The following is a 24,661-nucleotide window of genomic DNA, read 5'->3' as shown; positions in this document are numbered from 1 at the left end:
GACCAATCGACGATTGGCGCGCGGATTCGGCCATGTTTTCAAAGACTTGAAGGGGCGAGACCGGGCAGGCGGGCCGTTCTTCGGCCTTTTCCCCGGTGAGGGTCGGAACGCAAGCGTGCGGCGGGCCCGCAGCCCGCCGTCGTGGCGTCATTCGCTGCGCGTGCCGGCCAGCCGCGCGTCGAGCGCGGTCCTGAATGCCGCAAGTGCCGACGGCTCGGCGTCGGTCACGGCCCACCACGTCATCCCGGCCGCATCCCAGCGGTCGAGCGCATAACCCTGCGACACGGTCGAGTACGGCGCCCCCGGCCCTTCCCCGGCCGGCCGCACATAGACGTCGATCACGTGCTGCCGGTAACGGTAGACCAGCACCGCGACACGGCGGCGTCCGACGTAGTCGAGCCGGCCGCCGACCAGCGCGAAGCCGTTCGCCGCGAGATCCTCGACCGGCGGCGCATAGTCGAGCCGGCCGTTGAACCACGGCTTGACCGTGTGCCGGTCGGTCGAGATCACGTCGATGTCGCGTGCCGACAGGTCGGCACGCACGTGGCTCGACACGAGTTCGTCGATCGTGCGGTCGGTGTCGGCGTGACGCGCGGACACCACCATCCCGCCGGCCGCGGCAAGCGCCACCAGCAGCGCGACGCCCCAGCCGAGGCCGGGCAATGCCGCGAAGCGCGGCCCGGTGCCGGCCGTGGCCGGGCGTGCCGCCCCGCCAAGCCCCGGCAACCAGGACAACCCGTTACGCCCGCGCGGCCGCCGCTGCGGCTGCGATCGGGATCCGGATTGCGGCTCCGCCCGCGCCTGCTCTCGGGCAGGCGCGTCGGCCGCGGCAGGCAGGCTCGCAAGAATGCTCGCCCGCAACGCATCCGGCGCACGGTGATAGTCGGCCTGACGCACGGCCTGCACCAGCGTGACGATCCGTTCGCGTTCCTGGCGACACACGTCGCACCCTTCGACATGCTGCTGGACCCGCAACGCGTCGGGCGCCGACAGCTCGCGGTCGACGTCCGCGTCCAGCAATGCTCGCGCTTCGTTACAGTCCATCGATAGCCTCCGATGCGGTTCCGCCTGCCGGCGTACGGCCCGGCCTGCCTTCGACCGCCGGTGCCGGCGGGCCGCCCAGCAGCGCGGCGAGCTTGCGCCGGCCGCGTGCGAGCCGCGACATCACCGTGCCGACCGGCACGTCCGCGATCGCCGCGATCTCGCGGTAGCTCAGGTCCTCCATCTCGCGCAGCACCAGCACCTCGCGGTATTCGGGCGGCAGCTTCGCGAGCGCCGCGTTCACGAGCCGCACGTTCTCGCCGCGCAGCAGGTGCGCGAGCGGGTCGTCGGTGGCGGGCTGCCAGTCGTCGGGCACGTCGGTGTCGTCCAGCGAGTCGGGCAGCGCGACCTCGTGCGCATGCGTGCGGCGCCGCCACTCCGTGTACCAGGTGTGGCGCACGATCGTCAGCAGCCACGGCCGCGCGTTGTCGCCGCGACACGAATCGACGAAGCGCAACGCACGCATGCACGCGTCCTGGACGACGTCGTCCGCATCGCCGGCGTTACCGCTCAGCCAGCGTGCGAGGTTGTACGCGGCGTCGAGATGCGGCAGCACGAGCGCGCGAAACCGCTCGCCGCGCGCGACTGCGTCGTCTGCCACCCGTTCTTCGACCGCCTGTCCGGCTTGCCCCACATGGCCTCCCTGGTCCCGGCGGCCGATGCCGCGCCCGTTCCGCGCACGGCGCCCGGACAGACCGGCAACGTGCGCGCTCGATGACCATACCGTTGCTGCGTCGAGTTTATTCCCGCGCCGGGCGCATGAAGCGTAAAAAAACGCCGGGCCGCCCGCCTCCCGTTACGGCGTGGTACTCCAGTAACCGGGGCGCGCATACGCGGCGCGCAGGTAATCGATGAAATAGCGCACGCGCGCCGGCACGTAGCGCTGCTGCGGATAGACCGCGAGGATGTCGTAATCGGGCAGCGCGTATTCGTCGAGCACGGTCTCGAGCTCGCCCGTCTCGAGCTGCGCGGCGATTTCCCACGTCGAGCGCCAGCCGAGCCCGAGCCCCTCGGCCACCCAGCGGTGCAGCAGCTCGCCGTCGTTGCAGTCGAGGTTGCCGGCCACGCGCATCGTCGCAATCTTGCCGTGGCGCTGGAAATACCAGCCGCGGTTCTGCCCGCCCTGCAGGTTGAACGCCAGGCAGTTGTGCCTGAGCAGGTCGTCGAGCGACTTCGGCCGGCCGTGCCGGCGGAAATACTCGGGCGTGCCGCACACGACGCGCCGGTTCGACGCGAGCTTCACCGCGACGAAGTTCGGATCGACGGCACCGCCGATCCGGATCGACAGGTCGTAGCCTTCACGCACGAGATCGACGACGCGGTCGGTCAGGTTGAACGACAGCTGCATCTCGGGCTTGTCGGCCAGAAAGCCCGGCGCGTGCGGCGCGACGTGCTTGCGCCCGAATGCGGCCGGCGCCGACACGATCAGGTGCCCGCTGACCGCGCGCCGCCCGGCGGCCAGTTCGTTCTCGGCCTGGTCCCATTCGGACAGCAGCCCGCGGCAGCGCTCGAGGAACGCCGCGCCCTCCTCGCTGACCACCAGCCGCCGCGTCGAGCGGTACATCAGCTTCACGCCGAGCCGCTTCTCGAGCGCGTCGATGCGCCGCCCGAGCACGACCGGCGACACGCCCTCCTCGAGCGCCGCCGCCGCGAGGCTGCCGGCATCGGCCACGCGCACGAACGTCTCGATCTGCTTGAAGCGATCCATCTCCCGTCTCCGTCTCTGTTCCGGCTCCGGCGGAACGCCCCGCCCGGCCGTCATTCCATACTTTTAGTTTCGAAAAAAGCGACTTCGGCGGATCTTATCAAACCTTTCCTGCATCCCTAAAGTGTCCCCAACAGACCCATTCGCAAGATCTACCCCATTCAAGGAGACATTCATGGCCAAGATGAGAGCCGTCGACGCAGCTGTGCTCGTGCTCGAGAAGGAAGGCATCCAGACCGCGTTCGGCGTGCCGGGTGCGGCGATCAACCCGTTCTACTCGGCGATGCGCAAGTCCGGCGGCATCAGCCACGTGCTGGCCCGCCACGTCGAAGGCGCGTCGCACATGGCCGAAGGCTTCACGCGTGCGGCCCCGGGCAACATCGGCGTGTGCATCGGCACGTCGGGCCCGGCCGGCACCGACATGATCACCGGTCTCTACTCCGCATCCGCCGACTCGATCCCGATCCTCGCGATCACGGGCCAGGCACCGCGTGCCCGCCTGTACAAGGAAGACTTCCAGGCCGTCGACATCGAATCGATCGCAAAGCCCGTCACCAAGTGGGCCGTCACCGTGCGCGAACCGGCGCTGGTGCCGCGCGTGTTCCAGCAGGCATTCCACCTGATGCGCTCGGGCCGCCCGGGCCCGGTACTGGTCGACCTGCCGATCGACGTGCAGCTCGCCGAAATCGAGTTCGACATCGACACCTATGAACCGCTGCCGGTCTACAAGCCCGCGGCCACCCGCGCGCAGATCGAGAAGGCGCTCGCAATGCTCAACGACGCGGACAAGCCGCTGATCGTGTCGGGCGGCGGCGTGCTCAACGCGGCGGCGGAAGACCTGCTCGTCCAGTTCGCCGAAACGATCGGCGTGCCGGTGATCCCGACGCTGATGTCGTGGGGCGCGATTCCGGACGACCACCCGCTGATGGCCGGCATGGTCGGCCTGCAGACGTCGCACCGCTACGGCAACGCGACGCTGCTCGCATCGGACTTCGTGCTCGGCATCGGCAACCGCTGGGCGAACCGTCACACGGGCAGCGTCGAGGTCTATACGAAGGGCCGCAAGTTCGTGCACGTCGACATCGAGCCGACGCAGATCGGCCGCGTGTTCGGCCCGGATCTCGGCATCGTGTCGGACGCCAGGGCCGCGCTGGAACTGTTCGTCGCGGTCGCGCAGGAATGGAAGGCCGCCGGCAAGCTGAAGGATCGCAGCGCATGGGTTGCCGACTGCCAGGCACGCAAGCGCACGCTGCAGCGCAAGACGCACTTCGACAACGTGCCGGTCAAGCCGCAGCGTGTGTACGAAGAGATGAACAAGGTGTTCGGACGCGATACCTGCTACGTCAGCACGATCGGCCTGTCGCAGATCGCCGCCGCGCAGTTCCTGCACGTGTTCAAGGCACGCAACTGGATCAACTGCGGCCAGGCGGGCCCGCTCGGCTGGACGATCCCCGCCGCGCTCGGCGTGCGTGCCGCCGACCCGAGCCGCCCGATCGTCGCGCTGTCCGGCGACTACGACTTCCAGTTCATGATCGAGGAACTCGCAGCCGGCGCGCAATTCAAGCTGCCGTACGTGCACGTCGTCGTGAACAACTCGTACCTCGGCCTGATCCGCCAGGCGCAGCGTGCGTTCGACATGGACTACTGCGTGCAGCTCGCGTTCGACAACGTGAATGCGCCGGAGCTGAACGGCTATGGCGTCGACCACGTGGCCGTCGCGGAAGGCCTCGGCTGCAAGGCGCTGCGCGTGTTCAAGCCGGAGGAGATCGAGCCGGCGCTGCGCCAGGCGCAAACGCTCGCGGAAGAATTCAGCGTGCCGGTGGTCGTCGAAGTGATCCTCGAGCGCGTGACGAACATCTCGATGGGTACCGAAATCGACGCGATCAACGAATTCGAGGATCTCGCCGAAAAGGCCGAGCACGCACCGACCGCGATCTCGATGCTCGACTGAACCGCACGACATTTTTGACTGACCGACCGAAGAGGCTTAGCTCATGCCGAAGTTTGCTGCAAACCTGACCATGCTGTTCAACGAAGTGCCGTTCCTCGACCGCTTCAAGGCGGCCACCGATGCGGGCTTCGACGCCGTCGAGTTCCTGTTCCCGTACCCGTACGCGAAAGAGGAACTCGCCGAACGGCTCGAGACGCATCGCCTGCGCCTTGTGCTGCACAACCTGCCCGCCGGCAACTGGGACCAGGGCGAGCGCGGCATCGCGTGCCTGCCCGATCGCGTCGGCGAGTTCCAGGAAGGTGTCGGCCGCGCGATCGAGTACGCGAAGGCGCTGAAGGTGCCGCAGCTGAACTGCCTCGTCGGGATTCCGTCGGCGAGCACGGCACGCGACAAGACTTTCGTCACGATCGTCGACAACCTGCGCTTTGCCGCCGACGCGCTGAAGCGCGAAGGCATCCGCCTGCTCGTCGAGCCGTGCAACAGCTTCGACATCCCGGGTTTTGCGCTGAACCGCTCGTCGGAAGGGCTCGACGTGATCCGCGCGGTCGGCTCGGACAACCTGTTCCTGCAGTACGACATCTATCACATGCAGCGCATGGAAGGCGAACTGGCCGCGACGATCGAACGCAACCTCGCATCGATCGGCCACGTCCAGCTCGCGGACAACCCGGGCCGCAACGAGCCGGGCACGGGCGAGATCAACTACGCATTCCTGTTCGCGCTGCTCGACCGGCTCGGCTATGCCGGCTACGTCGGCTGCGAATACAAGCCCCGCACCACCACGACGGAAGGCCTCGGCTGGCTGCAAAGCGTCGCCGGCTGCGCACCGGGCTCGGCGCGCCGCGCCGCCTGAGATCCGCCCTTTCCGCATACGCCCCTATAGGAGACTTTCACATGGCAACCATCGGTTTCATCGGCCTCGGCATCATGGGCGCGCACATGGCGCGCAACCTGCTCAAGGGTGACCACCAGCTCGTCGTGAACGGCGCGTTCCCGATTCCCGACGACCTGCGCACGAGCGCGAAGGTCGTCGCGAATTCGACCGAAGTCGCACGGAACGCGGACATCATCATCTCGATGGTGCCGGATACGCCGGACGTGCGTAACGTGCTGTTCGCCGACGACGGCGTCGCGAAGGGCCTGACGGCCGGCAAGCTCGTGATCGACATGAGCTCGATCTCGCCGCTCGACACGCAGGAATTCGCGAAGCAGATCAACGCGCTCGGTTGCGACTACCTCGACGCGCCGGTGTCCGGCGGCGAAGTCGGCGCCCGCGAAGCGACGCTGACGATCATGGTCGGCGGCCCGGAGGCGGCATTCGAGCGCGCGAAGCCGCTGTTCGAGAAGATGGGCAAGAACATCACGCTCGTCGGCGACAACGGCGCGGGCCAGACCTGCAAGGTCGCGAACCAGATCATCGTCGCGCTGAACATCGAAGCCGTCGGCGAAGCGCTGTTGTTCGCCGCACGTTCGGGCGCGGATCCGGAGCGCGTGCGCCAGGCGCTGATGGGCGGCTTCGCCGCGTCGCGCATCCTCGAAGTGCACGGCGCGCGGATGACGAAGCGCACGTTCGATCCGGGCTTCCGCATCGAGCTGCACCAGAAGGACCTGAACCTCGCGCTCGACGGCGCACGCAAGCTCGGCCTCGCCCTGCCGCACACGGCGAGCGCGCAGCAGCTGTTCAGCGTGTGCGCAGCGCACGGCGGCAAGGCGTGGGATCACTCGGCACTCGTGCGCGCGCTCGAGATCATGTCGAACTTCGAGATCGAGAAGACGGCGGGCTGAACGCATGCCGCCTGGCGCGGCTTGCTTCCGATGATGCAGTAACGCGCGGTCCGTCGCGATGACGGACACGCGAATGACACACGCGACCGGCACGGCCGGTCGCATCGATGCGCGGGACACGCGCGCATCACGGTGGGGTGCCCCGCCCTGCACTGCCGACGGCATGCGGGACGGGGCGAAAAACGCCGCTCTGGGCTGAGAGCGGCGTGGTGGGGTCCGCAGCGGCACCCGGCGACGCCGGGGAAGCCTTGGTCGGTCAGACGTCGTCGTCGGGTGTCCGCCTGTCGGATTTCGCGTATTACATTTCTTTACGTTCGAGCGTGCGATTTTTCATGCAATCGTCGCGATGAACGCCTACACTTTCGCCACGCCTTTCGAGAAAACCGCCGCGCTTGCGGTCACTTCCGGTGACCGCGCCCAGCGCGGTGTTTTTTTCGCCACTTCACGGCGCGTTTTCTTTTCAACCACCCAAGGAGTGCAACGATGGGTCTTCTTTCGTTTATCAAAGAGGCGGGTGAAAAACTGCTGGGTCATGCCGACGCGCAAGCAGCGGAAGATCCGAATGCCGCAAACCAGACCGCGGCCGATGCCATCAAGAACTACATCAACACGCAGGGTCTCGATACGTCGAACCTGACCGTGGCGTTCGACGGCGCATCGCGCACCGTGACGCTGTCGGGCAGCGTCGCCGACCTCGACACGAAAGCGAAGGTCAAGGTCGCGGCCGGCAACGTGCAGGGCGTCGCGGGCGTCAACGACGACGATCTGCAACCGGACGATCCGGAAGTGCAGTACCACGACGTGAAGCCGGGCGACACGCTGTCGGCGATCGCCAAGGAGGTATATGGCGACGCGAACAAGTACCCGGCGATCTTCGAGGCGAACAAGCCGATGCTGTCGAGCCCGGACCGGATCTACCCGGGCCAGAAGCTCGTGATTCCGCCGCAGTCCTGAGCATTCGTGCAGCATTGACGCAAAAAAGGCAGGCCGCTCGGCCTGCCTTTTTCATGGGCGACGCACGCCGTGCAATCGGCGCGTGTCGGTCATCCCCTCATCGAATCACAGCGTATCGAACGCGCGTTGCAATGCGTCGCGATCGTGAATGCCGTTCGCGAGCGCGAGCATCAGCAGCACGCGCGCCTTGAACGGGTGCAGCGAACCCGCGCTCACGAAACCGAGCGCATCGTCGCTCGCGGCGCCGTTGCGCATCACGTGCCCCGACCCGACGCGCGACGCACGCACCACCGCCACGCCCGCGTTGACCGCATCGGCGAGCGCCGCCTGCAGCGTCGCATGGATCGAGCCGTTGCCGGTGCCGGCGACGACGAGACCGCGTACGCCGGCCGCGACGAGCGCGTCGACGGCCGTGCGCGTCACGCCCGCGTAGCTCGCAACGACCTCGACCGGCGGCCAGGTTGCCGCGATCGCCAGTTGCGCGTCGCGCGAACGCGTGACGCGGCGCGCGAATTCGACCCGGCCGTCCTGCACCCAGCCGAGTGCACCGAGTTCCGGCGACTGGAACGCGTCGACCGCATAGGTGCTCGTCTTCACCACGTCGCGCGCGCCGTGGATCCGGTTGTTGAACGCGACCAGCACGCCCTGCCCGCGCGCGGACGGATGCGCGGCCACCGTCACCGCATTCAGCAGGTTCAGCGGGCCATCGGACGACAGCGCGGTCGCCGGCCGCATCGCGGCCGTCAGCACAACGGGCTTGTCGCCCCTGACGACCAGGTGCAGCGCATACGCGGTTTCCTCGAGCGTGTCGGTACCGTGGGTGATCACGATACCGTCGACCGCCGGGTCGGCCATCAGCGCGTCGATCCGCTCGGCGAGCGTGTTCCACAGCGGCAGCGCGAGATCCTTGCTGTCGATGCTGGCGACTTGCTCGGCGTCGATGCGCGCGACGGACGCGAGCGCCGGCACCGCGTCGACCAGGAAATTGACGCCGAGCGCGCCGGCCTGGTAGCCGGCCGTGCTGGCCGCGTCGGGCGCGGCACCGGCAATCGTGCCGCCGGTGGCGAGCACGGCGATGCGCGGCAGGGCCGCCGCGGACGAAGGGGATGCGGGATTCGGAGTATTCATGGCCGCGATTGTAAAGGCTTGCGGCCGGTATCCGGCAGGTTCCGGCACGGCGGCCGGGGTCGGCCGCCGCACATCATGGTTTGCCCCGATCGTCCGGCCGGGTGCGCCGTCAACGGACGTGGTATCTGCAACGTTATAGGAAGTGCCGTTTTGGTGTTTTCACATTGATTGGCCATAATCGGATCGCCCCGCGCGATGCGGCCCCATGCTCATCGTGCGGGGCGTCGTGACGGCGTCGATAAAACGCAATTCACCCCATGGGAGTGTCGAAATGAAAATCCAATCGCTCGTAGCCGCAGTGCTTCTCGGCGGCATGCTGGCTTCCCCCGCGTTCGCGGCGAACAGCCAGCAGGACAAGATGAAGGCCTGCAACACCCAGGCAGCCGGCAAGACGGGCGATGAACGCAAGGCGTTCATGAAGGACTGCCTGTCGGCGAAGCCCGCGAAGGCGATGACGCAGCAGGAAAAGATGAAGGCATGCAACACGCAGGCCACCGGCAAGAAGGGCGACGACCGCAAGGCGTTCATGAAGAGCTGCCTGAGCAATCAGCCGGCAGCCTGAGTTCCGGCGCTCCCGTATCGAATGCCGCGCACCGCTTCGGCGGGCGCGGCATTTTTGTTTTCGTTGCACGCGCATCGACGCGCCCGGCCCCGACCTCTCCCGCCCCGCTTTCCCGGCCCGCCGTGCCGGCGCCGCCACATGGTGCGGCAATTCGCCGCGATTTCTTCTATGATGGCTGCAACGCGGCCCATCCAAGTACAAGAAGCGCCATCGGGCCGCCCTCGAGACGGACGCGCACGCGCGTCAAACGGAGGCATGGATGGCATGGAGACAACACCGCTGGTTCCGCCGCTGGCTGATCGTGATCGTGTTCTGGGCCGTGCCCGTCGCGATCGTCGCCGTCCGCGAGATCCGCGAGGAAATGGCCTACAACAAGGCGGACCTGCAGCTCGCGCTGACCACCTGGCAGCTCACCGATGCGCAGCAGGCCGCCGGCGCCGCCGCGAAGTGCCACGGGGATCCTGACGAGGCGCGCGCGGCCGGCTGCCCGGCCGACGTGCTCGCCGCCAACGCGCCGCGCCAGCAGGCGGCCCGCGACGAATACGTGCTGCGCCGCAATACGCTCGCGGGCTACCTGTGGCATGCGTTCGTCGGCTACTGGGTCGTGCCGGCCGCGTTCCTGTTCGCGTGCGGCGTCGTGATCGCGCTGATCCGCCGCGTGCTGCGCCGCCCGCCGATCAAGCCGCCGGCTCCACCCGTTCCGCCCGTCACGCACTGATGCGCGCCGCAGGCGCCACCCACCGCACGATCGACCACATGCCACCCCGCCCCCGGCGCGCGGGCGCCGGATCGTCCGTTGGCACGCCGCGACACCCTCGCGCGATTTGACGCTTTTTGTTGCGCGGACGAAAAGGGGGTGTAATCCATTGTGATATAACTGCCGACGTGATCCGCTCCCTGAGCGAGACTCACTCCGAACGTCATCCGATGGAGAAGAACGATGCAAAAACGGAATCTTGTGCTGAAAGCCGCCGCTGCGCTCATCGTCGGTAGCCTCGCGCTCACCGGTTGCACCACCACCCCGGACAAGCCGGACAACGCCGCGACCAACGCGTCGAAGCGCCAGGCAATCGACTCGAGCGTCGACGCCACGCTGTCGCGCATGTACTCCACGGTCAAGGGTTCGCGGGAACTCGTCGCGAAGTCGCGCGGCGTGCTTGTCTTCCCGGACGTGATCCAGGCCGGCTTCATCGTCGGCGGCCAGTCCGGCAACGGCGCACTGCGCGTCGGCGGCAGCACGGTCGGCTACTACAACACGTCGTCGCTGTCGGTCGGCCTGCAGGCCGGTGCGCAGTCGAAGGCGATCGTGTTCCTGTTCATGACGCAGGAAGCGCTCGACGAATTCCGCGGCTCGGACGGCTGGGCCGCCGGCGCCGGCGCGTCGGTCGCGCTCGTGAAGATGGGCGCGAACGGCGCGGTCGACACGACCACGGCCACCGCACCGGTCCAGGTCGTCGTGCTGACGAACGCGGGCCTGATGGGCGACGTGTCGATCAACGGCACGAAGGTCTCGAAGCTGAAGATCTGACGCTGGCGTGCCGCCCGTGCGCACCGCGCGCGGGCCACGCACAAACGGCGATGTCCTCGCGGGCATCGCCGTTTTTTTATCCGCGCGCGACGCGCGTCAGGTCGTCGAGTCGATGACCTTGAAGCGCGAGCGTTTCTGTGCGCGGATCACCGACTGGTAGACGTCGACATACTGCTGCGCCATGCGGCGCGACGTGAAGCGCGCCTCGAAGCGCTGCCGCACGCGCGCGCGCGGCAGCAGGTGCAGCCGGTTCACGGCGGCCACCGCGCTGATTTCATCCTCGACGATGAAACCCGACACGCCCTCGTCCACCACTTCGGGCACCGCGCCGCGATTGAACGCGATCACCGGCGTGCCGCACGACATCGCCTCGATCATCACGAGGCCGAACGGCTCCGGCCAGTCGATCGGAAACAGCAGCGCATGCGCGCCCGACAGGAATTCGGCCTTCTGGTGATCGGCGATCTCGCCGATGTATTCGACGTGCGGCAACGCGAAAAGCGGCTTGATCTCGCGCTCGAAGTATTCCTGGTCGGCCGCATCGACCTTCGCGGCGATCCTGATCGGCAACCCGCACTGACGGGCGATGCGGATCGCCGTGTCGACGCGCTTCTCCGGCGAGATGCGGCCGAGGAACGCGAGATAGCGCGGCTCGACGGGCTGCGGCATGTACAGCGTCTCGGGCAGCCCGTGGTAGACGGTCGTCAGCCATTTCGCCTGCGGCAGCGGCTGGCGCTGCGAGTTCGAGATCGAGATCACCGGCGCCGTGTTGAACGTGTCGAACACCGGCTGCTGCTCGGGCAGGTCGAGCCGGCCGTGCAGCGTCGTCACGTAAGGCGTTTCCTGCCGGTTGAAGACCGAGAACGAGTAGTAATCCATGTGGAAATGGAGCACGTCGAAGTCCTTCGCGCGGCGCGCGACCGTCTCCATCAGCAGCATGTGCGGCGCGACCCGGTCGCGGATCGACGAGTCGAGCCGCAGTGCACGCGGCCAGACCGGCTCGAGCTTCGCCCGCGTCGTCGAATCGCCGCTGGCGAACAGCGTCACGTCATGACCGAGCTCGACGAGCGCCTCGGTGATGTAGGACACGACGCGCTCCGTGCCGCCGTACAGCTTCGGCGGCACCGATTCGGTCAGCGGCGCGATCTGGGCAATTCTCATGGTCCACGTCTCCTGTGTCCTGTCCGTTGCGGCACGGCCGGCGGGCCCTTGCGCTTTCGCGCGCGGCTCGCCCCGATGCAGCGCCCGCCGGATATCTCCTCATTATTCGCGATCCGGTTGCCCGGAACCGCCCGTCTTTCATTTTATGGGTGTTGTTACAGGCAGGATACATTCCGCCTGCCGTGCCGATATGGCCCCCGACGCGACGATCGCACCCGAACGTACGCCGCGCCGCCCGTCAGCGCGACGACCACCTCCATGCCGGCAGGTCGCGCGTGTCCGCGTCGACGAGCCCCGTCGCGCCGAGCTGCTTGTCGAGCACCAGCGATTCGCAGCCGGCCTCGCGCTCGAGCGTCGCGATGAGCCGCGCCGCGTGCGACACGACCAGCACCTGCGAACGCTGCGCCGCCTGCGCGATCAGGCGGCCAAGCGCCGGCAGCAGATCGGGGTGCAGGCTGGTTTCCGGTTCGTTCAGCACCATCAGCGCCGGCGGCCGCGGTGTCAGCAGCGCCGCCGCGAGCAGCAGGTAACGCAGCGTGCCGTCCGACAGCTCGGCCGCCGCGAGCGGCCGCAGCAGCCCCGGCTGGCGCATCAGCACGTCGAAGCGGCCACGGCCGTCCGGATTGTCGATCTCGACCGACGCGCCCGGAAATGCGTCGTCGATCGCCGCATCGAGTGCCGCGCCGTCGCCGATTTCGCGAATCGTCTGCAGCGCGGCGGCCAGATCGGCGCCGTCGTCCGCGAGCACCGGCGTATGGGTGCCGACGTGCGACTGCCGCGCGGGTGCCTGCGCATCGGTGCGGAAATGGTCGTAGAAGCGCCACGAACGGATCCGTTCGCGCACCGCGATCATTTCCGGCGCACCGGTCGGATCGGCGAACTCGGTCATCATGCTGTCGAAGCTCGCCACCGGCTGCGGAATCGTCTGCCAGTCGCCGGTCGCGGTGCGCGCACGGATCTGCGCGCCCTGCCGGTCGACCAGCAGCGTCGACGGGCGCAGCACCGCGCCGCCCCAGATGCACTCGCGCTTGACGACCGGATCGAGCGAGAACTGCGAGTGGCTCGGAATCGGCATGCCGAGATCGATCGAATAACCGAAATCGTCGCAGGCGAAACCGAGCTTCAGGCTCACGGGCCCCTTGCGCACCGTGCCGGTGACCGGCGCGTCGCCATCCAGCATCGCCCGCGAGAAACGCTCGGGGCCGGCCCACAGCGTCGACGGCAACCCGCCTTCGCGCGCGAGGGACGGGATCACGCGCCCCTGTGCGGTGTCGGCGAGCAGCCGCAGCGCGCGGTACACGCTCGACTTGCCGCTGCCGTTCGGCCCCGTGACGACGTTGAGCGCCGCGAGCGGCACGATCAGCTCGCGCAGCGAGCGGTAATTGGCGATGGCAAGCGTTTTCAGCACGGTCATGACGATGGCGGGCGAGCCGCGTTCAGCGGCCTTCGACGGCCTGCGGGTCGGCCGCGGTGTTGGCCGCCGTACTGGCGGCAGGGGCGCGCGCGTGCGGCCGTTCGGGATTCGGCGCATCCGGCGCCGAATCGTGCGGATACAGTTCCATCCGGCTGCGCGGCAGGCATTGCGGATAGCGGTCCTGCAGATAGGCGATCAACCCTTCGCGCACGCGGCAGCGCAGGTCCCAGCACGACGACGAGTCGGCCGCGCTGACGAGCGCGCGCAACTGCATCGTGCGCTCCGTCGCGTCAGTCACCTGCAGCACCTGCACGCGGCCGTCCCACTCGGGCGCCGCATGGACGAGCCGCGCGAGTTCCTCGCGCAGCGGTGCGAGCGGCGTACGGTAGTCGACCGACAGGTATACCGTGCCGATGATCTCCGAGCTGCTGCGCGTCCAGTTCGTGAACGGGTTCTCGATGATCCATTGCAGCGGCACGACGAGGCGCCGCTGGTCCCACAGCCGCACCGACACGAACGAACCGGTGATTTCCTCGATGCGCCCCCACTCGCCCTGGATCACGACCACGTCGTCGAGCCGGATCGGCTGCGTGAGCGCGATCTGCAGCCCGGCGATCAGGTTGCCGAGCACCGGCCGCGCGGCGATACCCGCGACCAGGCCCGCGACGCCGGCCGACGCCAGCAGGCTCGCGCCCACCTGGCGCACGTTCGGGAACGTCATCAGCGCGGCGCCGGTGCCGATGATCACGATCAGCACCATCACGGTCCGCACGAGCACCTTGGCCTGCGTATGGATGCGCCGCGCCTGGAGGTTGTCGGCCGTATCGATCGGATGCGCCTGGATGATCGCGTCGCCGACGCCGGCCGCGAGCCGCACCAGCAGCCACGTGAGCGACACGATCGAGCCGACCGCGGCCGCGGTGCGCATGCCGCGCACGAACGACATGCCGTCGTCCGCCTGGACCCATACGAACTCGAGCGCCAGCAGCGCCAGCACGACGAGCGACGGCTTGTCGATGTAGCGCAGGATCGCGCTCATCAGCGGATACGGCTGCGCGAGGCGCTTGACGATGCGTGCGCCGAGGCGGTGCACGACCGTGACGACCAGTATGACGATGACCGACACGGCCAGCGTGCCGAGCCACGAATGCAGCGGCGCATCGGCGATGCGCTGCAGTTCCTCGATTGAAATCATCGGCGCCCTTCGGTGATGAGGCGTGCATGCCTCGTCCTGGGATGCGTCGGCGACGTCCGGGCCACGCGCGTGCCCGGACACGGCGTCAGGTCAGTTGCCGCTCCTGCAGGGAAACGCCTTGCCGAGACCGAGCGACACCGCGGTGCTTGCGTTGTAGTCGGCCAGCTTCGGATTTTCCGCGATGTACTTGCGCACCGCGTCGGTCATCTGCTGCGCCCGGATGTCGGGCGGCAGGCAGAAATACTGGCCGACCCGCGGCCCCGTCGTGCCGCCGATCGCATCGATGGTGTTGTAGACGCCGTCGGCGGCGCCTTCGATGTAGGCCGCGCACGACGCCCGCGACTTGACGTCCGTCTTCGCGCACAGCCGGTCGAGATCCGCGCCCGTGAAAGCCGCCGCCGACAACGGCACGGCAAACGCCGCGGCACAAAACATTGCGCGCAACATGGTGTTCCTTATGTCAATGCGGCCCGAGACCGCCTGCTGCCCTGGCCGGCGCGGCGCCGGAATGCCCTGCTCCGGCCGGCATCCGGCCGGGCGGGCACCGTCTGCCGCACCGAAAACCGTTATTTTGCACTCTTTTGCGCGTCTGCCGGCGTCGACGCCCCGATGCGCGTCGTCCGCTTGCTCAGGATCTCGATCGCGTCCGGCGCGTTGTAGTGCTTCGCGAATTCGAGCGCGGTGATGCCGAGCTGGTTCTTCACCTGCGGATCGGCGCCCTGGTCGAGCAGCAGCGTCACCGTCGACGCATGGTTGCCGCGCGCGGCCATCATCAGCGGCGTCGTGCCGTTCGGCGATGCGGTATCGATATACGCGTCGTGGTCGAGCAGCAGCTTCACGACCGCGTCCTGGCCGTTGGTGGCCGCGTAGTGCAGCGGCGCCCAGCCCTTCTTGCTGACTTCCGCGCCCTTGTCGACCAGCAGCTTCGCAAGGCCGAGGTCGCCGTTCAGCGAGGCGAGCATCAGCGCGGTTTCGCCGGCCTTGTCTTCCTTCTCGAGGTCGACGTTCGGCGTCGTGGCGAGCGCCGCCGCGACCTTGTCGGACTTCTCGCGCGCGGCGATCACGATCAGCGGGTCGCCATTCGGCGCGATCGTGTTCGGGTCGAGCTTGCCGCTCTTGAGCTGCTTGCCGATGTCGGCGATGTCGTCGAACTTGACGGCCTTGACGATCGCGTCGAGCGATTCGGCATGCGCGCCGGCTGCCGCGAACAGGCCGCTCGCGACGAGCGCGGCGGCAACGAGTGCACGTTTCGGCAGATGGTTGGTCGGCTTCGTCATTGTTGTGGGCTCCTTCCCTGGGTTGTCGGCTGCGCGCACGTCGTTAGCGGGCGATCTTGAACAGCCGGAAAAAGTTCTGCGTCGTCGCGTCGGCCAGTGCCTCGACGGCGATCCCGCGCTCGGACGCGATAAAGCGTCCGACATGGCTGACGTACGCAGGTTCATTCGGCTTGCCGCGATACGGCACCGGCGCGAGGTACGGCGAGTCGGTCTCGATCAGCAGCCGGTCGAGCGGCACGCGCCGCGCGACGTCCTGCACGTCGGTCGCGTTCTTGAACGTGACGATGCCCGACAGCGAGATATGGAAGTTCTGCGCGAGCGCCTGCTCGGCCACCGGCCACGGCTCGGTGAAGCAGTGCATCACGCCGCCCGGCACGTCCGCGCGCTCCTCGGCCATGATCCGCAGCGTGTCCTCCGACGACGAGCGCGTGTGGATGATCAGCGGCTTCATCGTCGCGGTCGCCGCGCGGATGTGCGTGCGAAAGCGTTCGCGCTGCCACTCCATGTCGGCGATCGAGCGGCCTTCGAGGCGGTAGTAGTCGAGGCCCGTTTCGCCGATCGCGACGACCTTCGGGTGCGCGGCCAGCTCGACGAGCTCCGCGAGTGTCGGCTCGCGCGCGTCCTCGTGATCGGGATGCACGCCGACCGACGCATAGACGTTGTCGTGCGCGTCCGCGATCGCAAGGACCTCCGGCAGCGTCTCGAAATCGACGGACACGCACAGTGCGTGCGTGACGTCGTGCTCGCGCATGTTCTCGAGCACGGCCGGCAGGCGGTCGGCCAGGCCCTTGAAATTGATATGGCAGTGAGAGTCGACGAACATCGTGTTTCCTGAATTCGTAAGGCGCGCGCTCATGCGCGCGCCGGCATGCGGCAACGGGCGGCGTTCGCGGGCCGGCCGGCCACGGTCGCGTCGCGGTGTGAGCCGGTCATCGTTTCGCAACCCACGGGAAACAATGCCGGATCACGCGAAGATTTCCCGGTACCCGAGAAACAATTCCTCGAATACGAGCCGCGCGTTGAGCGGATGGTTCTCGACCGTCCGCTGCCGCGTCACGGCCTTCATGAAACGCGCGAACGCGTTCGCATCGACCGCTTCCGCGCACCGCGCGAGCGCCGCCGCATGCATCGGGAAGTAGCGCGGCGCGCCCGCCATCCGCTGCGCGAGCAGGTCGTACAGCCAGCGCTGCAGCCAGCCGAGCACCAGCGGCACCGGCAGTTTCTGCAGCGTCTCGCCGCACGCGAACGGGTCGCATGCCGCACCGGCCGCGAGCTGCCCGAGCGTGTAGTCGCGCAGCGGGCGGTTCTCGTCGCTCGCGAGCGCCAGCGCGGCGAGCGGCGCGCCGCCGGCCTCGGCGAGCAGCGCGTCCGCATGCTCGACGCCCTGCGCCGCGAGCCAGGCCGCCGCCGCGTCGGGCGCCGGCACGGTCATCGGCCACTGCCGGCAGCGGCTGATGATCGTCGGCAGCAGGCGGTCGATACGTGCCGACACGAGCAGGAACACGACGCCGGACGGCGGCTCCTCCAGCGTTTTCAGCAGCGCGTTCGACGCGGCGACGTTGAGCGCCTCGGCCGGATACAGCACGACGACGCGCGCGCCGCCTCGGTGCGAACCGACCCCGCAGAAATCGAGCAGCGCGCGCACCTGCTCGATCTTGATTTCCTTGCTCGGCGCACGGGTCTTCTTGCCGCCTTCGTCCGCGTCGGCCGCTTTCGGGTCGTCCGCGGCGCCCGGCGCCTCGCCCGCCAGCGCCTCGGGCAGCACGATCCGGTAGTCCGGATGGTTGCCCTGCGAGAACCACGTGCAGGCCGCGCAGGCGCCGCACGGCTCGCCGTTCGGCTGCGGCGATTCGCACAGGAAGCCCTGCGCGAGATGCTGCGCGAACTGCAGCTTGCCGATCCCGGCCTGGCCATGCAGCAGCAGCGCGTGCGGCCATTGCGCACGCAGTTGCTGCAGGCGGTTCCAGTCGTCGGTCTGCCACGGATAGATCATGTGGTGCGTTCCTTGCGAATTACAGCGCGGCGAGCACGCGCTCGAGCTGCTGGCGAATCTCGGGAATCGTCCGCGTCGCGTCGACGATCGCGAAGCGGTGCGGCGCCTCTTCCGCACGCCGCAGGTATTCGCCGCGCGTGCGCGCGAAGAACGCGTCGGACTCGCTTTCGAACTTGTCGGGCATGCGCGCGGCGCCGCGCCGCTCGCTCGCGACCTGCGGCGCGACGTCGAACAGCACCGTCAGGTCGGGCTGGAAGCCGCCCTGCACCCAGCGCTCGAGCGTCTCGAGCTTGTCGCGCGGCAGCCCGCGGCCGCCGCCCTGGTACGCGAACGTCGCATCGGTGAAGCGATCGGACACGACCCAGTCGCCGCGCGCGAGCGCCGGCTCGATCACAAGCGCGAGATGCTCGCGACGCGCGGCGAACATCAGCAGCGCTTCCGTCTCGAGATCCATCGGCTGGTTCAGCAGGATCTCGCGCAGTTTCTCGCCGAGCTGCGTGCCGCCCGGCTCGCGGGTGACGACGACCTGCCGGCCGGCCGCGGCCAGCTTGCCCTGGAGGCGTTCGCAGAACCATTGCAGGTGGGTGGTCTTCCCCGCCCCGTCGATGCCTTCGAACGTGATGAATTTACCGCTCGCCATTATTGACCTCGTATGTACTTGTCCACGGCCTTGTTGTGGTCGCCGAGCGTGTCCGAGAACACGCTCGTGCCATCGCCTTTCGCGACGAAATAGAGCGCGCTCGTCTGGGCCGGATTGATCGCCGCCTGCAGCGCGGCGACGCCCGGCAACGCGATCGGCGTCGGCGGCAGCCCACGTCGGGTGTAGGTATTGTAAGGAGTGTCGGCCTGCAGGTCGCGCTTGCGCAGGCGGCCGTCGTACGCGTCGCCGAGCCCGTAGATCACCGACGGATCGGTCTGCAGCGGCATGCCGATGCGCAGCCGGTTCGCGAACACGGCCGCGACGAACGCGCGATCGGCCGCATGGCCCGTTTCCTTCTCGACGATCGACGCGATCGTCAGCGCTTCGTAAGGCGTCTTGTACGGCAGGCCCGGCACGCGTGCGGCCCAGGCCTCGTCGAGACGCGTCTGCATCAGATGGTATGCGCGCCGATAGATGTTCAGGTCGCTCGTGCCCTTGTCGAACAGGTAGGTATCGGGGAAGAACAGCCCCTCGCCGCTGCCGCGTTGCACCGCGTTGTCCGACGCGCCGATCGCGCGCAGCAGCTCGGCGTCGCTCATGCCGGCCGTCGAGTGGGCAAGATCGGGGTTCGCATCGAGTTCCGCGCGCATCCGCTTGAAGGTCCAGCCTTCGATGACCGTCGCGACGTATTCGTTCACGTCGCCGCGCGCGATCTTCTGGAGTACCTCGTACGGCGTGATGCCGGTCTTGAATTCGTAGTTGCCGGACTTGAGCCGGCTCGACAGCCCGAGCACGCGCGTCATCGCGACGAAGCCGAGCGGCTCGACCGGCACGCCGCCGCGCCTGAGCTGCAGCGCGACGCTCTTCACGCTGCTGCGCGGCTTGATCGTGACGTCGAGCGATGCGGAACCCAGCAGCAGTGGCCGGGTCGCCCAGTAATACCCGCCGCCCGCGCCGGCAGCGGCCACAACGACGGCCAGCGCCACGATCGTCGCGGCGCATTTCTTCAGTAGGGACATGGAAACGTGACTCAGGTAAGACCCATATAATACTTGCTCGCCTTCGTCAAAGTCAGGGTTGACTGTTCCCTCATTCCATGAGCACACCGTTCGCTTCACCGGCTGCCCAGGCCGCATCTGCCTCGCTCCCCGTTTTTCCCCGCCCGTCCGCCGCCGATTTCGACGCGCCGGGCGCCTGCATGCCGCTGCCGCAGTTCGGCGTGATCGACGTGGCCGGCGACGACGCCGCGACGTTCCTGCACAGCCAGCTCACCAACGACATCGAGCATCTCGACGCCGCGAGCGCGCGGCTGTCCGGCTATTGCTCGCCGAAGGGGCGCCTCCTCGGGTCGTTCCTCGCGTGGCGCGCCGGCCACGGCGTGCGCCTGCTGGTGTCGAAGGACGTGCAGCCCGCCGTGCAGAAGCGGCTGTCGATGTTCGTGCTGCGCGCGAAGGCGAAACTGACGGACTCGAGCGACACGCTCGCGGTGGTCGGCTTCGCGGGCGACGTGCGCGACGTGCTGTCGGGCATCTTCGACGCGCTGCCGGACGGCGTGCACGTGAAGGTCGACGGCCCGGCCGGCACGCTGATCCGCGTGCCCGATGCAGCTGGCCGCAAGCGCTATCTGTGGATCGGCCCGCGCGCGGAAGTCGACGCGCGCGTCGCCGCGCTCGGCGGTACGCTGCCGGTCGTGTCGCCGGCCGTATGGGACTGGCTCGACGTCCGCGCGGGCGAACCGCGCATCACGCAGCCTGCCGTCGAACAGTTCGTGCCGCAGATGGTCAACTTCGACGTGATCGGCGCCGTTAACTTTCGCAAGGGATGCTACCCGGGCCAGGAAATCGTCGCACGCAGCCAGTACCGCGGCACGATCAAGCGCCGCACGGCGCTCGCGCACGTCGCCGGCGAGACCGATACCGTGCATGCCGGCGTCGAGCTGTTCCACAGCGACGATCCCGGCCAGCCGTGCGGGATGATCGTCAACGCGGCGGCCGCGCCCGCGGGCGGCGTCGACGCGCTCGTCGAGATCAAGCTCGCCGCGCTCGACAACGGCACGGTGCACCTCGGTTCGGCCGACGGCCCGGTGCTCGCGTTCGACGCGCTGCCGTACGCATGGCCGACGGAAGCGTGACGCACTGACAACCCGTTCGTGCGCCGGCTCGCGAGTCGCAGCCGGCGCCCGATGTTTCCTGCGAGAGATTCGCCCGATGTGTCTGATTGCCTTCGACTGGCAGCCCGATGCCGCCGCCGGTCCCGTCTTTACCCTCACCGCCAACCGCGACGAGTTCTTTCGCCGGACGAGCGCGCCGGTTTCGTGGTGGGAAGATGTCCCGGGCGTACTGGCCGGCCGCGATCTCGAAGCGGGCGGCACGTGGCTCGGCGTCTCGCGCGACGGCCGGTTCGCCGCGCTGACGAACTACCGCGCGCCGTTCGACATCCGCGCCGGCGCGCCGACCCGCGGCAAGCTCGTGTCCGATTTCCTCGGCGGCCCGTCCGTTGCGCCGCTCGACTATCTCGGGCGGCTGGCCGAGCATGCGGCCGTCTACAACGGCTTCAACCTGCTCGTCGGCGACTGGAGGCGGCGCGAACTCGCGTGGTTCTGCAATCGTGCGCCCGAAGGCGAAAGCGGTGTCGCCGCCCCCGTCGCGATCGCGCCCGGCGTGCATGCGCTGTCGAATGCGCGGCTCGATACGCCCTGGCCGAAAGTGGTGCGCAAACGCGCGGAACTCGGCACGCTGCTCACCGACAATCCGACCCCGTCGCTCGACGACCTGATCGCGTTGATGCGCGACCCGCATGTCGCGGCCGACGACGCGCTGCCGCACACCGGCATTCCGATCGAGCGCGAGCGTGCGCTGTCGGCCGCGTTCATCGAGACGCCCGAATACGGCACGCGCGGCACGACCGCGCTGCGCGTCACGATGAAGGAAGGCGTGCGGCTCACGGTCGAGATCAAGGAGCGCTGCGACGACGACGGTTCGCACCGTACCGTGCGGCCGGGTTCGTTCGAGCGCGCGTTCACGTTCGACCTCGACGCGACCCCGCCGCGCTGAGCACGCGTGCGGGCGCCGTGCTACGGCGCCCGCGCCATCTCGACGTGCGGCACGCCGGCTTCGACGAACGGTTCACCGACCGCCGTGAAGCCGTGCCGCAAGTAGAACGGCACGGCCGAATCCTGCGCATAGAGCCGCACGACGATTTCGCCGCGGCGCCGCGCCGCGTCCAGCAGCGCGTCCAATACGGCCGACCCGACGCCCTGGCCGCGCGCATCGGCCAGCACCGCGACGCGGCCGATCGTGCCCGACGGCAGCAGCCGCCCCGTCGCGACCGCGCGGCGTACGCCGGTCGCGGCGTCGACCCGGTACGCCACCGCGTGGAGCGACAGCGGATCGTCGTCGTCGAGCTCCCATTCCGGCGGAATCTGCTGCTCGCGCACGAACACCGCGTCGCGGATCCGCGCGGCGTCGCCGCCCAGCACCGCCCAGTCGCCCGTTTCCACCACGCCGTCCGTCATCGCAGCCCTCCACGCGGCGCGCGCGCCGTCAAATGCCGTCAAACGTCGTCGAATGCGGCCTTCAGCGCCGCGACCGCGTCGGCATGCGCGGCCCGCACCTCGGGGATGTAGCCGCCCATCTTGAAGAATTCGTGGATCATCCCCGGATAGCAGACCAGCGTGACCGCATTGCCCGCCGCACGCAACTTCTCTGCATACGCGGCACCCTCATCGCTCAGCGGATCGTATTCGGCCGTCGCGATCCACGCCGGCGCGACGCCCGCGAACGACGGCGCATCGCGCGTGCCGTCGAGCGGTGCGAAACGCCAGTCGTCGCGGTCCGCCCGATCGCGCACGTATTGCGTGAAGAACCACTGGATCGTGTCCTGCGTCAGCAAGTAGCCGTTCGCGAGCCGTGCGTGCGATCCGGTGTCCTGGTAGCCCGTCACGCCCGGATAGATCAGCATCTGCAGCGCGAGGTGAATGCCCGCATCGCGTGCGAGCACCGCGCAGACGGTCGCGAGCGTGCCGCCCGCGCTGTCGCCGCCGACGGCCAGCCGTTCGGCATCGATGCCGAACGTGGCGGCCTCGCGATGCAGCCATTGCAACGCGTCGTCGGCGTCGTTCACCGCGGTCGGGAACCGGTGCTCCGGCGCGAGCCGGTAGCCGACCGACAGCACCGCACACTGCGCGTCGTGCGCGAACATCCGGCACAACGCGTCGTGCGTATCGACGCTGCCGACCGTGAAACCGCCGCCGTGGTAGTACACGAGCGCAGGCAGCGGCTCCGCGAGGCTCGGCGCGACCGGCAGGTACAGCCGCGCGCCGATCGTGCGGCCATCGCGCGTCGGGACGACGCACTCCTCGACCGAATGCATCGGCGCCGGTGCAACGTCGAGGATCGGCGCGCTCTTCTCGTACGCGGCGCGCGCCTGCTGCGGCGTCTGGTGATGGTAGGACGGACGTTTCGCGCGCTCGATCATGTCGAGCACCTGGGCGATCTTCGGATTCAGCGGCATCGATAAGGACGGCGCCGGTGCGACGCCGTGAACGGACAAGCGTCACATGATGCCACGCCCTCGTCGTGCAGGCGCGGTGCGCAATCCCGGCCCTCTCTCCGCCTGCCGTGAACGCGTTCGACGGCACACCTGCGCCGTGAAAAACAAAACGGCCCTGCCGGCAAAGCGGCAGGGCCGTGCGTCCCGGCGCTTACGCGTCGCTCGGGCCGGGCTGGGCGTCCGGCGCCGTGCGCGAGCGTTGCCGCTTGATGTCGCGGCCCACCGCGAGCCGCCGCATGTACTTGAACGTGCCGAGCGCCTTCGCGACGAAATTGCCGTCGCTGTCGCGCACTTCGCCTTCGCAGTAGGCCATCGTCGTCGAGCGATGCATCACGCGCCCGTAAGCGCGCAACTCGCCGCGCCCCGGCTGCATGAAGTTCACCTTCATCTCGACCGTCACGACGCCGACACCGTCGTCGGTCAGGCTGCGCGCGGCCATCGCGAGTGCGATGTCCGCGAGCGTCATCGTCACGCCGCCGTGCGCGATGCTCCACGTGTTCATGTGCCGCTCTTCGAGCGGCAGCACGAGCTCGCTCGCCCCGTCCTTCGCGGACACGAGCTGCACGCCGAGCAGGTCGACGAACGGGCTTTCGATCGACGGGCCGTCCGTCGGGGTTGCCGCGTCGCTCATCGTGCGCTGTCGACGATGTAGTCGACGCATTCGCGCGACTCGGCCACCGCGACGACGAATTTCTTCACTTCCTGGTGAACCGGGTGCACCTGGTAGGCATCGAGCGCGGCCTTGTCCGCGAAATCGGACACGAGCACGATGTCGGCGGTCGCGTCGAGGCCGGGCGTTGCCACGCCGACGTCGATCTGCAGCGTGCCCGGCACGAGGTCGCGGCAGCCTTCGAGCTTTTCCTTCAGCTTCAGCGCGTTCTGCGCGCGCGTCGCGCCTTCGGCCGATTCTTTCAACTTCCACATGACGATATGACGGATCACTTCGGTTGCTCCTGTTCGTTGGTGTTCACGATGCGGGCTCGACCCGCTTCGTGGCCGGCCGGGTGATGCCCGGCCGGTCGTCTGCCCGCTTCGCTTGCACGCGGTCGCGGCAACGGGGGAAAAACGCGTATCGAATCGGCTGTCGTCCGGCCTTTCCGGCGACGATACGCGCATTTTCACCGTGTCGCTCACCGACGGCGCGATCCGCGCAAGCGGCGGCAATCGCCAAGCCTACCAAACTTGAAGGCTCCGATGGAACGATCGCGCAGCCTTCCATTGAATCGCGGGAACGCGGCTTGCCCGGCTTCGCGCGCGCCGCTTCGGCGCAGGCCTACGCGCCTCGGTAATCGCCCGCGCAAACTCGACGATTCAATTCCGGCACGGCAGCAATCGGCAAAATGAAACGTCATTGCCGATTATTTATTCACCGAATATCCGGATTCCAATACCCGCCTTCATTAAATCGCATAATTTACCGACTCAATGAGTAATAGTTACGATCGCCTTTTCGCAAAACAGCCTGAAATCAGGAAAACGTGATTGACTTCGATTCTTCCGAAAATTTAGAATTCCATACAGCGGCTTACGATTGATTTTCTCCCGCCGCACACAAGCCGGCACGCACCTGTACGAACGCCGTCCGCCTTGCCTTTTCTCGCTTCACGTCGGGGCGGCGTCCCTTGCCGCTTCGGCTTTCGGCATTTATCGCCTGTTTGCCGATTTCCTGCTCGATTCACTCACCGCAACAGCATCACATCCTGATTAACACCCGGCATTCACTTTGAATGCCCGCGACACGGTACCAAACGGACAACAGATCCGTTCATTCGACCA

Annotated in this window: 26 protein-coding genes; 9 read left to right on the top strand and 17 right to left on the bottom strand. The window is 68.0% G+C overall.

What is annotated here, in order from left to right:
* Nucleotides 1-147: 147 nt before the first annotated feature.
* The 3 genes from E9536_RS10270 to E9536_RS10260 all read right to left on the bottom strand — a co-directional run bounded on the left by E9536_RS10270 (nt 148) and on the right by E9536_RS10260 (nt 2,749).
* On the bottom strand, nt 148-1,044 hold the full coding sequence (locus tag E9536_RS10270; protein ID WP_060084270.1) for an anti-sigma factor: 897 nt from the start codon (nt 1,042-1,044) through the stop codon (nt 148-150).
* Nucleotides 1,034-1,675 carry an RNA polymerase sigma factor gene (locus E9536_RS10265; RefSeq protein ID WP_136469817.1) on the bottom strand — a complete coding sequence of 214 codons (642 nt, stop codon included), beginning with the start codon at nt 1,673-1,675 and terminating at the stop codon, nt 1,034-1,036. Before E9536_RS10265 ends, E9536_RS10270 begins: the two co-directional genes overlap by 11 nt.
* 162 nt (nt 1,676-1,837) lie before the next feature.
* On the bottom strand, nt 1,838-2,749 hold the full coding sequence (locus tag E9536_RS10260) for a substrate binding domain-containing protein (RefSeq protein ID WP_021162120.1): 912 nt from the start codon (nt 2,747-2,749) through the stop codon (nt 1,838-1,840).
* Nucleotides 2,750-2,921: 172 nt separating this feature from the next.
* On the opposite strand from E9536_RS10260, the gene gcl reads away from it, so the two are divergent.
* The 4 genes from gcl to lysM all read left to right on the top strand — a co-directional run bounded on the left by gcl (nt 2,922) and on the right by lysM (nt 7,436).
* Nucleotides 2,922-4,697: a glyoxylate carboligase gene (gcl, locus tag E9536_RS10255; RefSeq protein WP_027787189.1), complete on the top strand. Its 1,776-nt coding sequence runs from the start codon at nt 2,922-2,924 to the stop codon at nt 4,695-4,697.
* 43 nt (nt 4,698-4,740) lie between these two features.
* The gene (gene hyi / locus E9536_RS10250) at nt 4,741-5,550 is read left to right on the top strand and encodes a hydroxypyruvate isomerase (protein ID WP_136469816.1); all 810 of its coding nucleotides are present in this window, start codon (nt 4,741-4,743) and stop codon (nt 5,548-5,550) included.
* A 41-nt stretch (nt 5,551-5,591) separates the two neighbouring features.
* Complete coding sequence (locus E9536_RS10245) at nt 5,592-6,482, top strand: 2-hydroxy-3-oxopropionate reductase (protein ID WP_059694585.1); 891 nt, start codon at nt 5,592-5,594, stop codon at nt 6,480-6,482.
* Between the two features lie 483 nt (nt 6,483-6,965).
* Nucleotides 6,966-7,436 (top strand): peptidoglycan-binding protein LysM, encoded by a 471-nt coding sequence (gene lysM, locus E9536_RS10240; protein WP_021162125.1) that lies wholly within the window; start codon nt 6,966-6,968, stop codon nt 7,434-7,436.
* Nucleotides 7,437-7,541: 105 nt separating this feature from the next.
* Here lysM and E9536_RS10235 read toward each other — a convergent pair whose 3' ends face one another.
* The gene (locus E9536_RS10235) at nt 7,542-8,564 is read right to left on the bottom strand and encodes an asparaginase (protein ID WP_136469815.1); all 1,023 of its coding nucleotides are present in this window, start codon (nt 8,562-8,564) and stop codon (nt 7,542-7,544) included.
* Between the two features lie 271 nt (nt 8,565-8,835).
* On the opposite strand from E9536_RS10235, the gene E9536_RS10230 reads away from it, so the two are divergent.
* From E9536_RS10230 to E9536_RS10220, 3 genes are all read left to right on the top strand, one after another.
* Nucleotides 8,836-9,126: a PsiF family protein gene (locus E9536_RS10230; protein WP_011549641.1), complete on the top strand. Its 291-nt coding sequence runs from the start codon at nt 8,836-8,838 to the stop codon at nt 9,124-9,126.
* Nucleotides 9,127-9,385: 259 nt separating this feature from the next.
* The gene (locus tag E9536_RS10225) at nt 9,386-9,844 is read left to right on the top strand and encodes a membrane protein (protein ID WP_027787186.1); all 459 of its coding nucleotides are present in this window, start codon (nt 9,386-9,388) and stop codon (nt 9,842-9,844) included.
* 222 nt (nt 9,845-10,066) lie between these two features.
* Complete coding sequence (locus tag E9536_RS10220) at nt 10,067-10,654, top strand: YSC84-related protein (RefSeq protein ID WP_011352325.1); 588 nt, start codon at nt 10,067-10,069, stop codon at nt 10,652-10,654.
* A gap of 96 nt (nt 10,655-10,750) precedes the next feature.
* Here E9536_RS10220 and E9536_RS10215 read toward each other — a convergent pair whose 3' ends face one another.
* From E9536_RS10215 to mltG, 9 genes are all read right to left on the bottom strand, one after another.
* Entirely contained in the window at nt 10,751-11,815 is a 1,065-nt protein-coding gene (locus E9536_RS10215) for a glycosyltransferase family 4 protein (RefSeq protein ID WP_060205986.1), read from the bottom strand.
* A 238-nt stretch (nt 11,816-12,053) separates the two neighbouring features.
* Nucleotides 12,054-13,229 (bottom strand): AAA family ATPase, encoded by a 1,176-nt coding sequence (locus tag E9536_RS10210; protein ID WP_136469814.1) that lies wholly within the window; start codon nt 13,227-13,229, stop codon nt 12,054-12,056.
* Nucleotides 13,230-13,251: 22 nt separating this feature from the next.
* Nucleotides 13,252-14,424: a mechanosensitive ion channel domain-containing protein gene (locus tag E9536_RS10205; protein WP_060311808.1), complete on the bottom strand. Its 1,173-nt coding sequence runs from the start codon at nt 14,422-14,424 to the stop codon at nt 13,252-13,254.
* A 90-nt stretch (nt 14,425-14,514) separates the two neighbouring features.
* The gene (locus E9536_RS10200) at nt 14,515-14,871 is read right to left on the bottom strand and encodes a Rap1a/Tai family immunity protein (RefSeq protein WP_006485939.1); all 357 of its coding nucleotides are present in this window, start codon (nt 14,869-14,871) and stop codon (nt 14,515-14,517) included.
* Between the two features lie 119 nt (nt 14,872-14,990).
* Complete coding sequence (locus E9536_RS10195) at nt 14,991-15,701, bottom strand: ankyrin repeat domain-containing protein (RefSeq protein ID WP_027787182.1); 711 nt, start codon at nt 15,699-15,701, stop codon at nt 14,991-14,993.
* 43 nt (nt 15,702-15,744) lie between these two features.
* Entirely contained in the window at nt 15,745-16,524 is a 780-nt protein-coding gene (locus tag E9536_RS10190; RefSeq protein ID WP_059687384.1) for a TatD family hydrolase, read from the bottom strand.
* A 141-nt stretch (nt 16,525-16,665) separates the two neighbouring features.
* Entirely contained in the window at nt 16,666-17,694 is a 1,029-nt protein-coding gene (locus E9536_RS10185; protein WP_021162646.1) for a DNA polymerase III subunit delta', read from the bottom strand.
* A 19-nt stretch (nt 17,695-17,713) separates the two neighbouring features.
* Nucleotides 17,714-18,334, bottom strand: a complete 621-nt coding sequence (tmk, locus tag E9536_RS10180) for a dTMP kinase (RefSeq protein ID WP_027787179.1) — start codon at nt 18,332-18,334, stop codon at nt 17,714-17,716.
* Nucleotides 18,334-19,353 carry an endolytic transglycosylase MltG gene (mltG, locus tag E9536_RS10175; protein WP_027787178.1) on the bottom strand — a complete coding sequence of 340 codons (1,020 nt, stop codon included), beginning with the start codon at nt 19,351-19,353 and terminating at the stop codon, nt 18,334-18,336. The genes tmk and mltG overlap by 1 nt, the downstream gene beginning before the upstream one ends.
* A gap of 77 nt (nt 19,354-19,430) precedes the next feature.
* Here mltG and E9536_RS10170 point away from each other — a divergent pair, with 77 nt between their 5' ends.
* A complete protein-coding gene (locus tag E9536_RS10170) occupies nt 19,431-20,465 on the top strand; it encodes a folate-binding protein YgfZ (protein ID WP_136469813.1) in 1,035 nt (344 codons plus the stop codon).
* 76 nt (nt 20,466-20,541) lie between these two features.
* Nucleotides 20,542-21,387, top strand: a complete 846-nt coding sequence (locus E9536_RS10165) for an NRDE family protein (protein WP_060084278.1) — start codon at nt 20,542-20,544, stop codon at nt 21,385-21,387.
* A gap of 20 nt (nt 21,388-21,407) precedes the next feature.
* Here the strand turns inward: E9536_RS10165 and E9536_RS10160 are convergent, their stop codons facing one another.
* From E9536_RS10160 to E9536_RS10145, 4 genes are all read right to left on the bottom strand, one after another.
* The gene (locus E9536_RS10160; RefSeq protein ID WP_136469812.1) at nt 21,408-21,848 is read right to left on the bottom strand and encodes a GNAT family N-acetyltransferase; all 441 of its coding nucleotides are present in this window, start codon (nt 21,846-21,848) and stop codon (nt 21,408-21,410) included.
* A gap of 38 nt (nt 21,849-21,886) precedes the next feature.
* Complete coding sequence (locus E9536_RS10155) at nt 21,887-22,846, bottom strand: alpha/beta hydrolase (protein ID WP_136469811.1); 960 nt, start codon at nt 22,844-22,846, stop codon at nt 21,887-21,889.
* 190 nt (nt 22,847-23,036) lie between these two features.
* Complete coding sequence (locus E9536_RS10150) at nt 23,037-23,516, bottom strand: PaaI family thioesterase (protein ID WP_011352338.1); 480 nt, start codon at nt 23,514-23,516, stop codon at nt 23,037-23,039.
* Complete coding sequence (locus E9536_RS10145) at nt 23,513-23,827, bottom strand: Dabb family protein (protein WP_027787175.1); 315 nt, start codon at nt 23,825-23,827, stop codon at nt 23,513-23,515. Before E9536_RS10145 ends, E9536_RS10150 begins: the two co-directional genes overlap by 4 nt.
* Between the last annotated feature and the right edge of the window lie 834 nt (nt 23,828-24,661).

This window comes from Burkholderia sp. LS-044 (genome assembly GCF_004803625.1).
Taxonomy (GTDB): domain Bacteria; phylum Pseudomonadota; class Gammaproteobacteria; order Burkholderiales; family Burkholderiaceae; genus Burkholderia; species Burkholderia cepacia.
This window is presented reverse-complemented; position numbering and strand designations above follow the sequence as displayed.

Bases quoted from the DNA above. Each gene is read 5' to 3' on its own strand.
- E9536_RS10270 (WP_060084270.1), bottom strand. From the start codon at position 1,044: ATGGACTGTAACGAAGCGCGAGCATTGCTGGACGCGGACGTCGACCGC.
- E9536_RS10260 (WP_021162120.1), bottom strand. From the start codon at position 2,749: ATGGATCGCTTCAAGCAGATCGAGACGTTCGTGCGCGTGGCCGATGCC.
- gcl (WP_027787189.1), top strand. From the start codon at position 2,922: ATGGCCAAGATGAGAGCCGTCGACGCAGCTGTGCTCGTGCTCGAGAAG.
- hyi (WP_136469816.1), top strand. From the start codon at position 4,741: ATGCCGAAGTTTGCTGCAAACCTGACCATGCTGTTCAACGAAGTGCCG.
- E9536_RS10245 (WP_059694585.1), top strand. From the start codon at position 5,592: ATGGCAACCATCGGTTTCATCGGCCTCGGCATCATGGGCGCGCACATG.
- lysM (WP_021162125.1), top strand. From the start codon at position 6,966: ATGGGTCTTCTTTCGTTTATCAAAGAGGCGGGTGAAAAACTGCTGGGT.
- E9536_RS10235 (WP_136469815.1), bottom strand. From the start codon at position 8,564: ATGAATACTCCGAATCCCGCATCCCCTTCGTCCGCGGCGGCCCTGCCG.
- E9536_RS10230 (WP_011549641.1), top strand. From the start codon at position 8,836: ATGAAAATCCAATCGCTCGTAGCCGCAGTGCTTCTCGGCGGCATGCTG.
- E9536_RS10225 (WP_027787186.1), top strand. From the start codon at position 9,386: ATGGCATGGAGACAACACCGCTGGTTCCGCCGCTGGCTGATCGTGATC.
- E9536_RS10220 (WP_011352325.1), top strand. From the start codon at position 10,067: ATGCAAAAACGGAATCTTGTGCTGAAAGCCGCCGCTGCGCTCATCGTC.
- E9536_RS10215 (WP_060205986.1), bottom strand. From the start codon at position 11,815: ATGAGAATTGCCCAGATCGCGCCGCTGACCGAATCGGTGCCGCCGAAG.
- E9536_RS10210 (WP_136469814.1), bottom strand. From the start codon at position 13,229: ATGACCGTGCTGAAAACGCTTGCCATCGCCAATTACCGCTCGCTGCGC.
- E9536_RS10205 (WP_060311808.1), bottom strand. From the start codon at position 14,424: ATGATTTCAATCGAGGAACTGCAGCGCATCGCCGATGCGCCGCTGCAT.
- E9536_RS10200 (WP_006485939.1), bottom strand. From the start codon at position 14,871: ATGTTGCGCGCAATGTTTTGTGCCGCGGCGTTTGCCGTGCCGTTGTCG.
- E9536_RS10195 (WP_027787182.1), bottom strand. From the start codon at position 15,701: ATGACGAAGCCGACCAACCATCTGCCGAAACGTGCACTCGTTGCCGCC.
- E9536_RS10190 (WP_059687384.1), bottom strand. From the start codon at position 16,524: ATGTTCGTCGACTCTCACTGCCATATCAATTTCAAGGGCCTGGCCGAC.
- E9536_RS10185 (WP_021162646.1), bottom strand. From the start codon at position 17,694: ATGATCTATCCGTGGCAGACCGACGACTGGAACCGCCTGCAGCAACTG.
- tmk (WP_027787179.1), bottom strand. From the start codon at position 18,334: ATGGCGAGCGGTAAATTCATCACGTTCGAAGGCATCGACGGGGCGGGG.
- mltG (WP_027787178.1), bottom strand. From the start codon at position 19,353: ATGTCCCTACTGAAGAAATGCGCCGCGACGATCGTGGCGCTGGCCGTC.
- E9536_RS10170 (WP_136469813.1), top strand. From the start codon at position 19,431: ATGAGCACACCGTTCGCTTCACCGGCTGCCCAGGCCGCATCTGCCTCG.
- E9536_RS10165 (WP_060084278.1), top strand. From the start codon at position 20,542: ATGTGTCTGATTGCCTTCGACTGGCAGCCCGATGCCGCCGCCGGTCCC.
- E9536_RS10160 (WP_136469812.1), bottom strand. From the start codon at position 21,848: ATGACGGACGGCGTGGTGGAAACGGGCGACTGGGCGGTGCTGGGCGGC.
- E9536_RS10155 (WP_136469811.1), bottom strand. From the start codon at position 22,846: ATGCCGCTGAATCCGAAGATCGCCCAGGTGCTCGACATGATCGAGCGC.
- E9536_RS10150 (WP_011352338.1), bottom strand. From the start codon at position 23,516: ATGAGCGACGCGGCAACCCCGACGGACGGCCCGTCGATCGAAAGCCCG.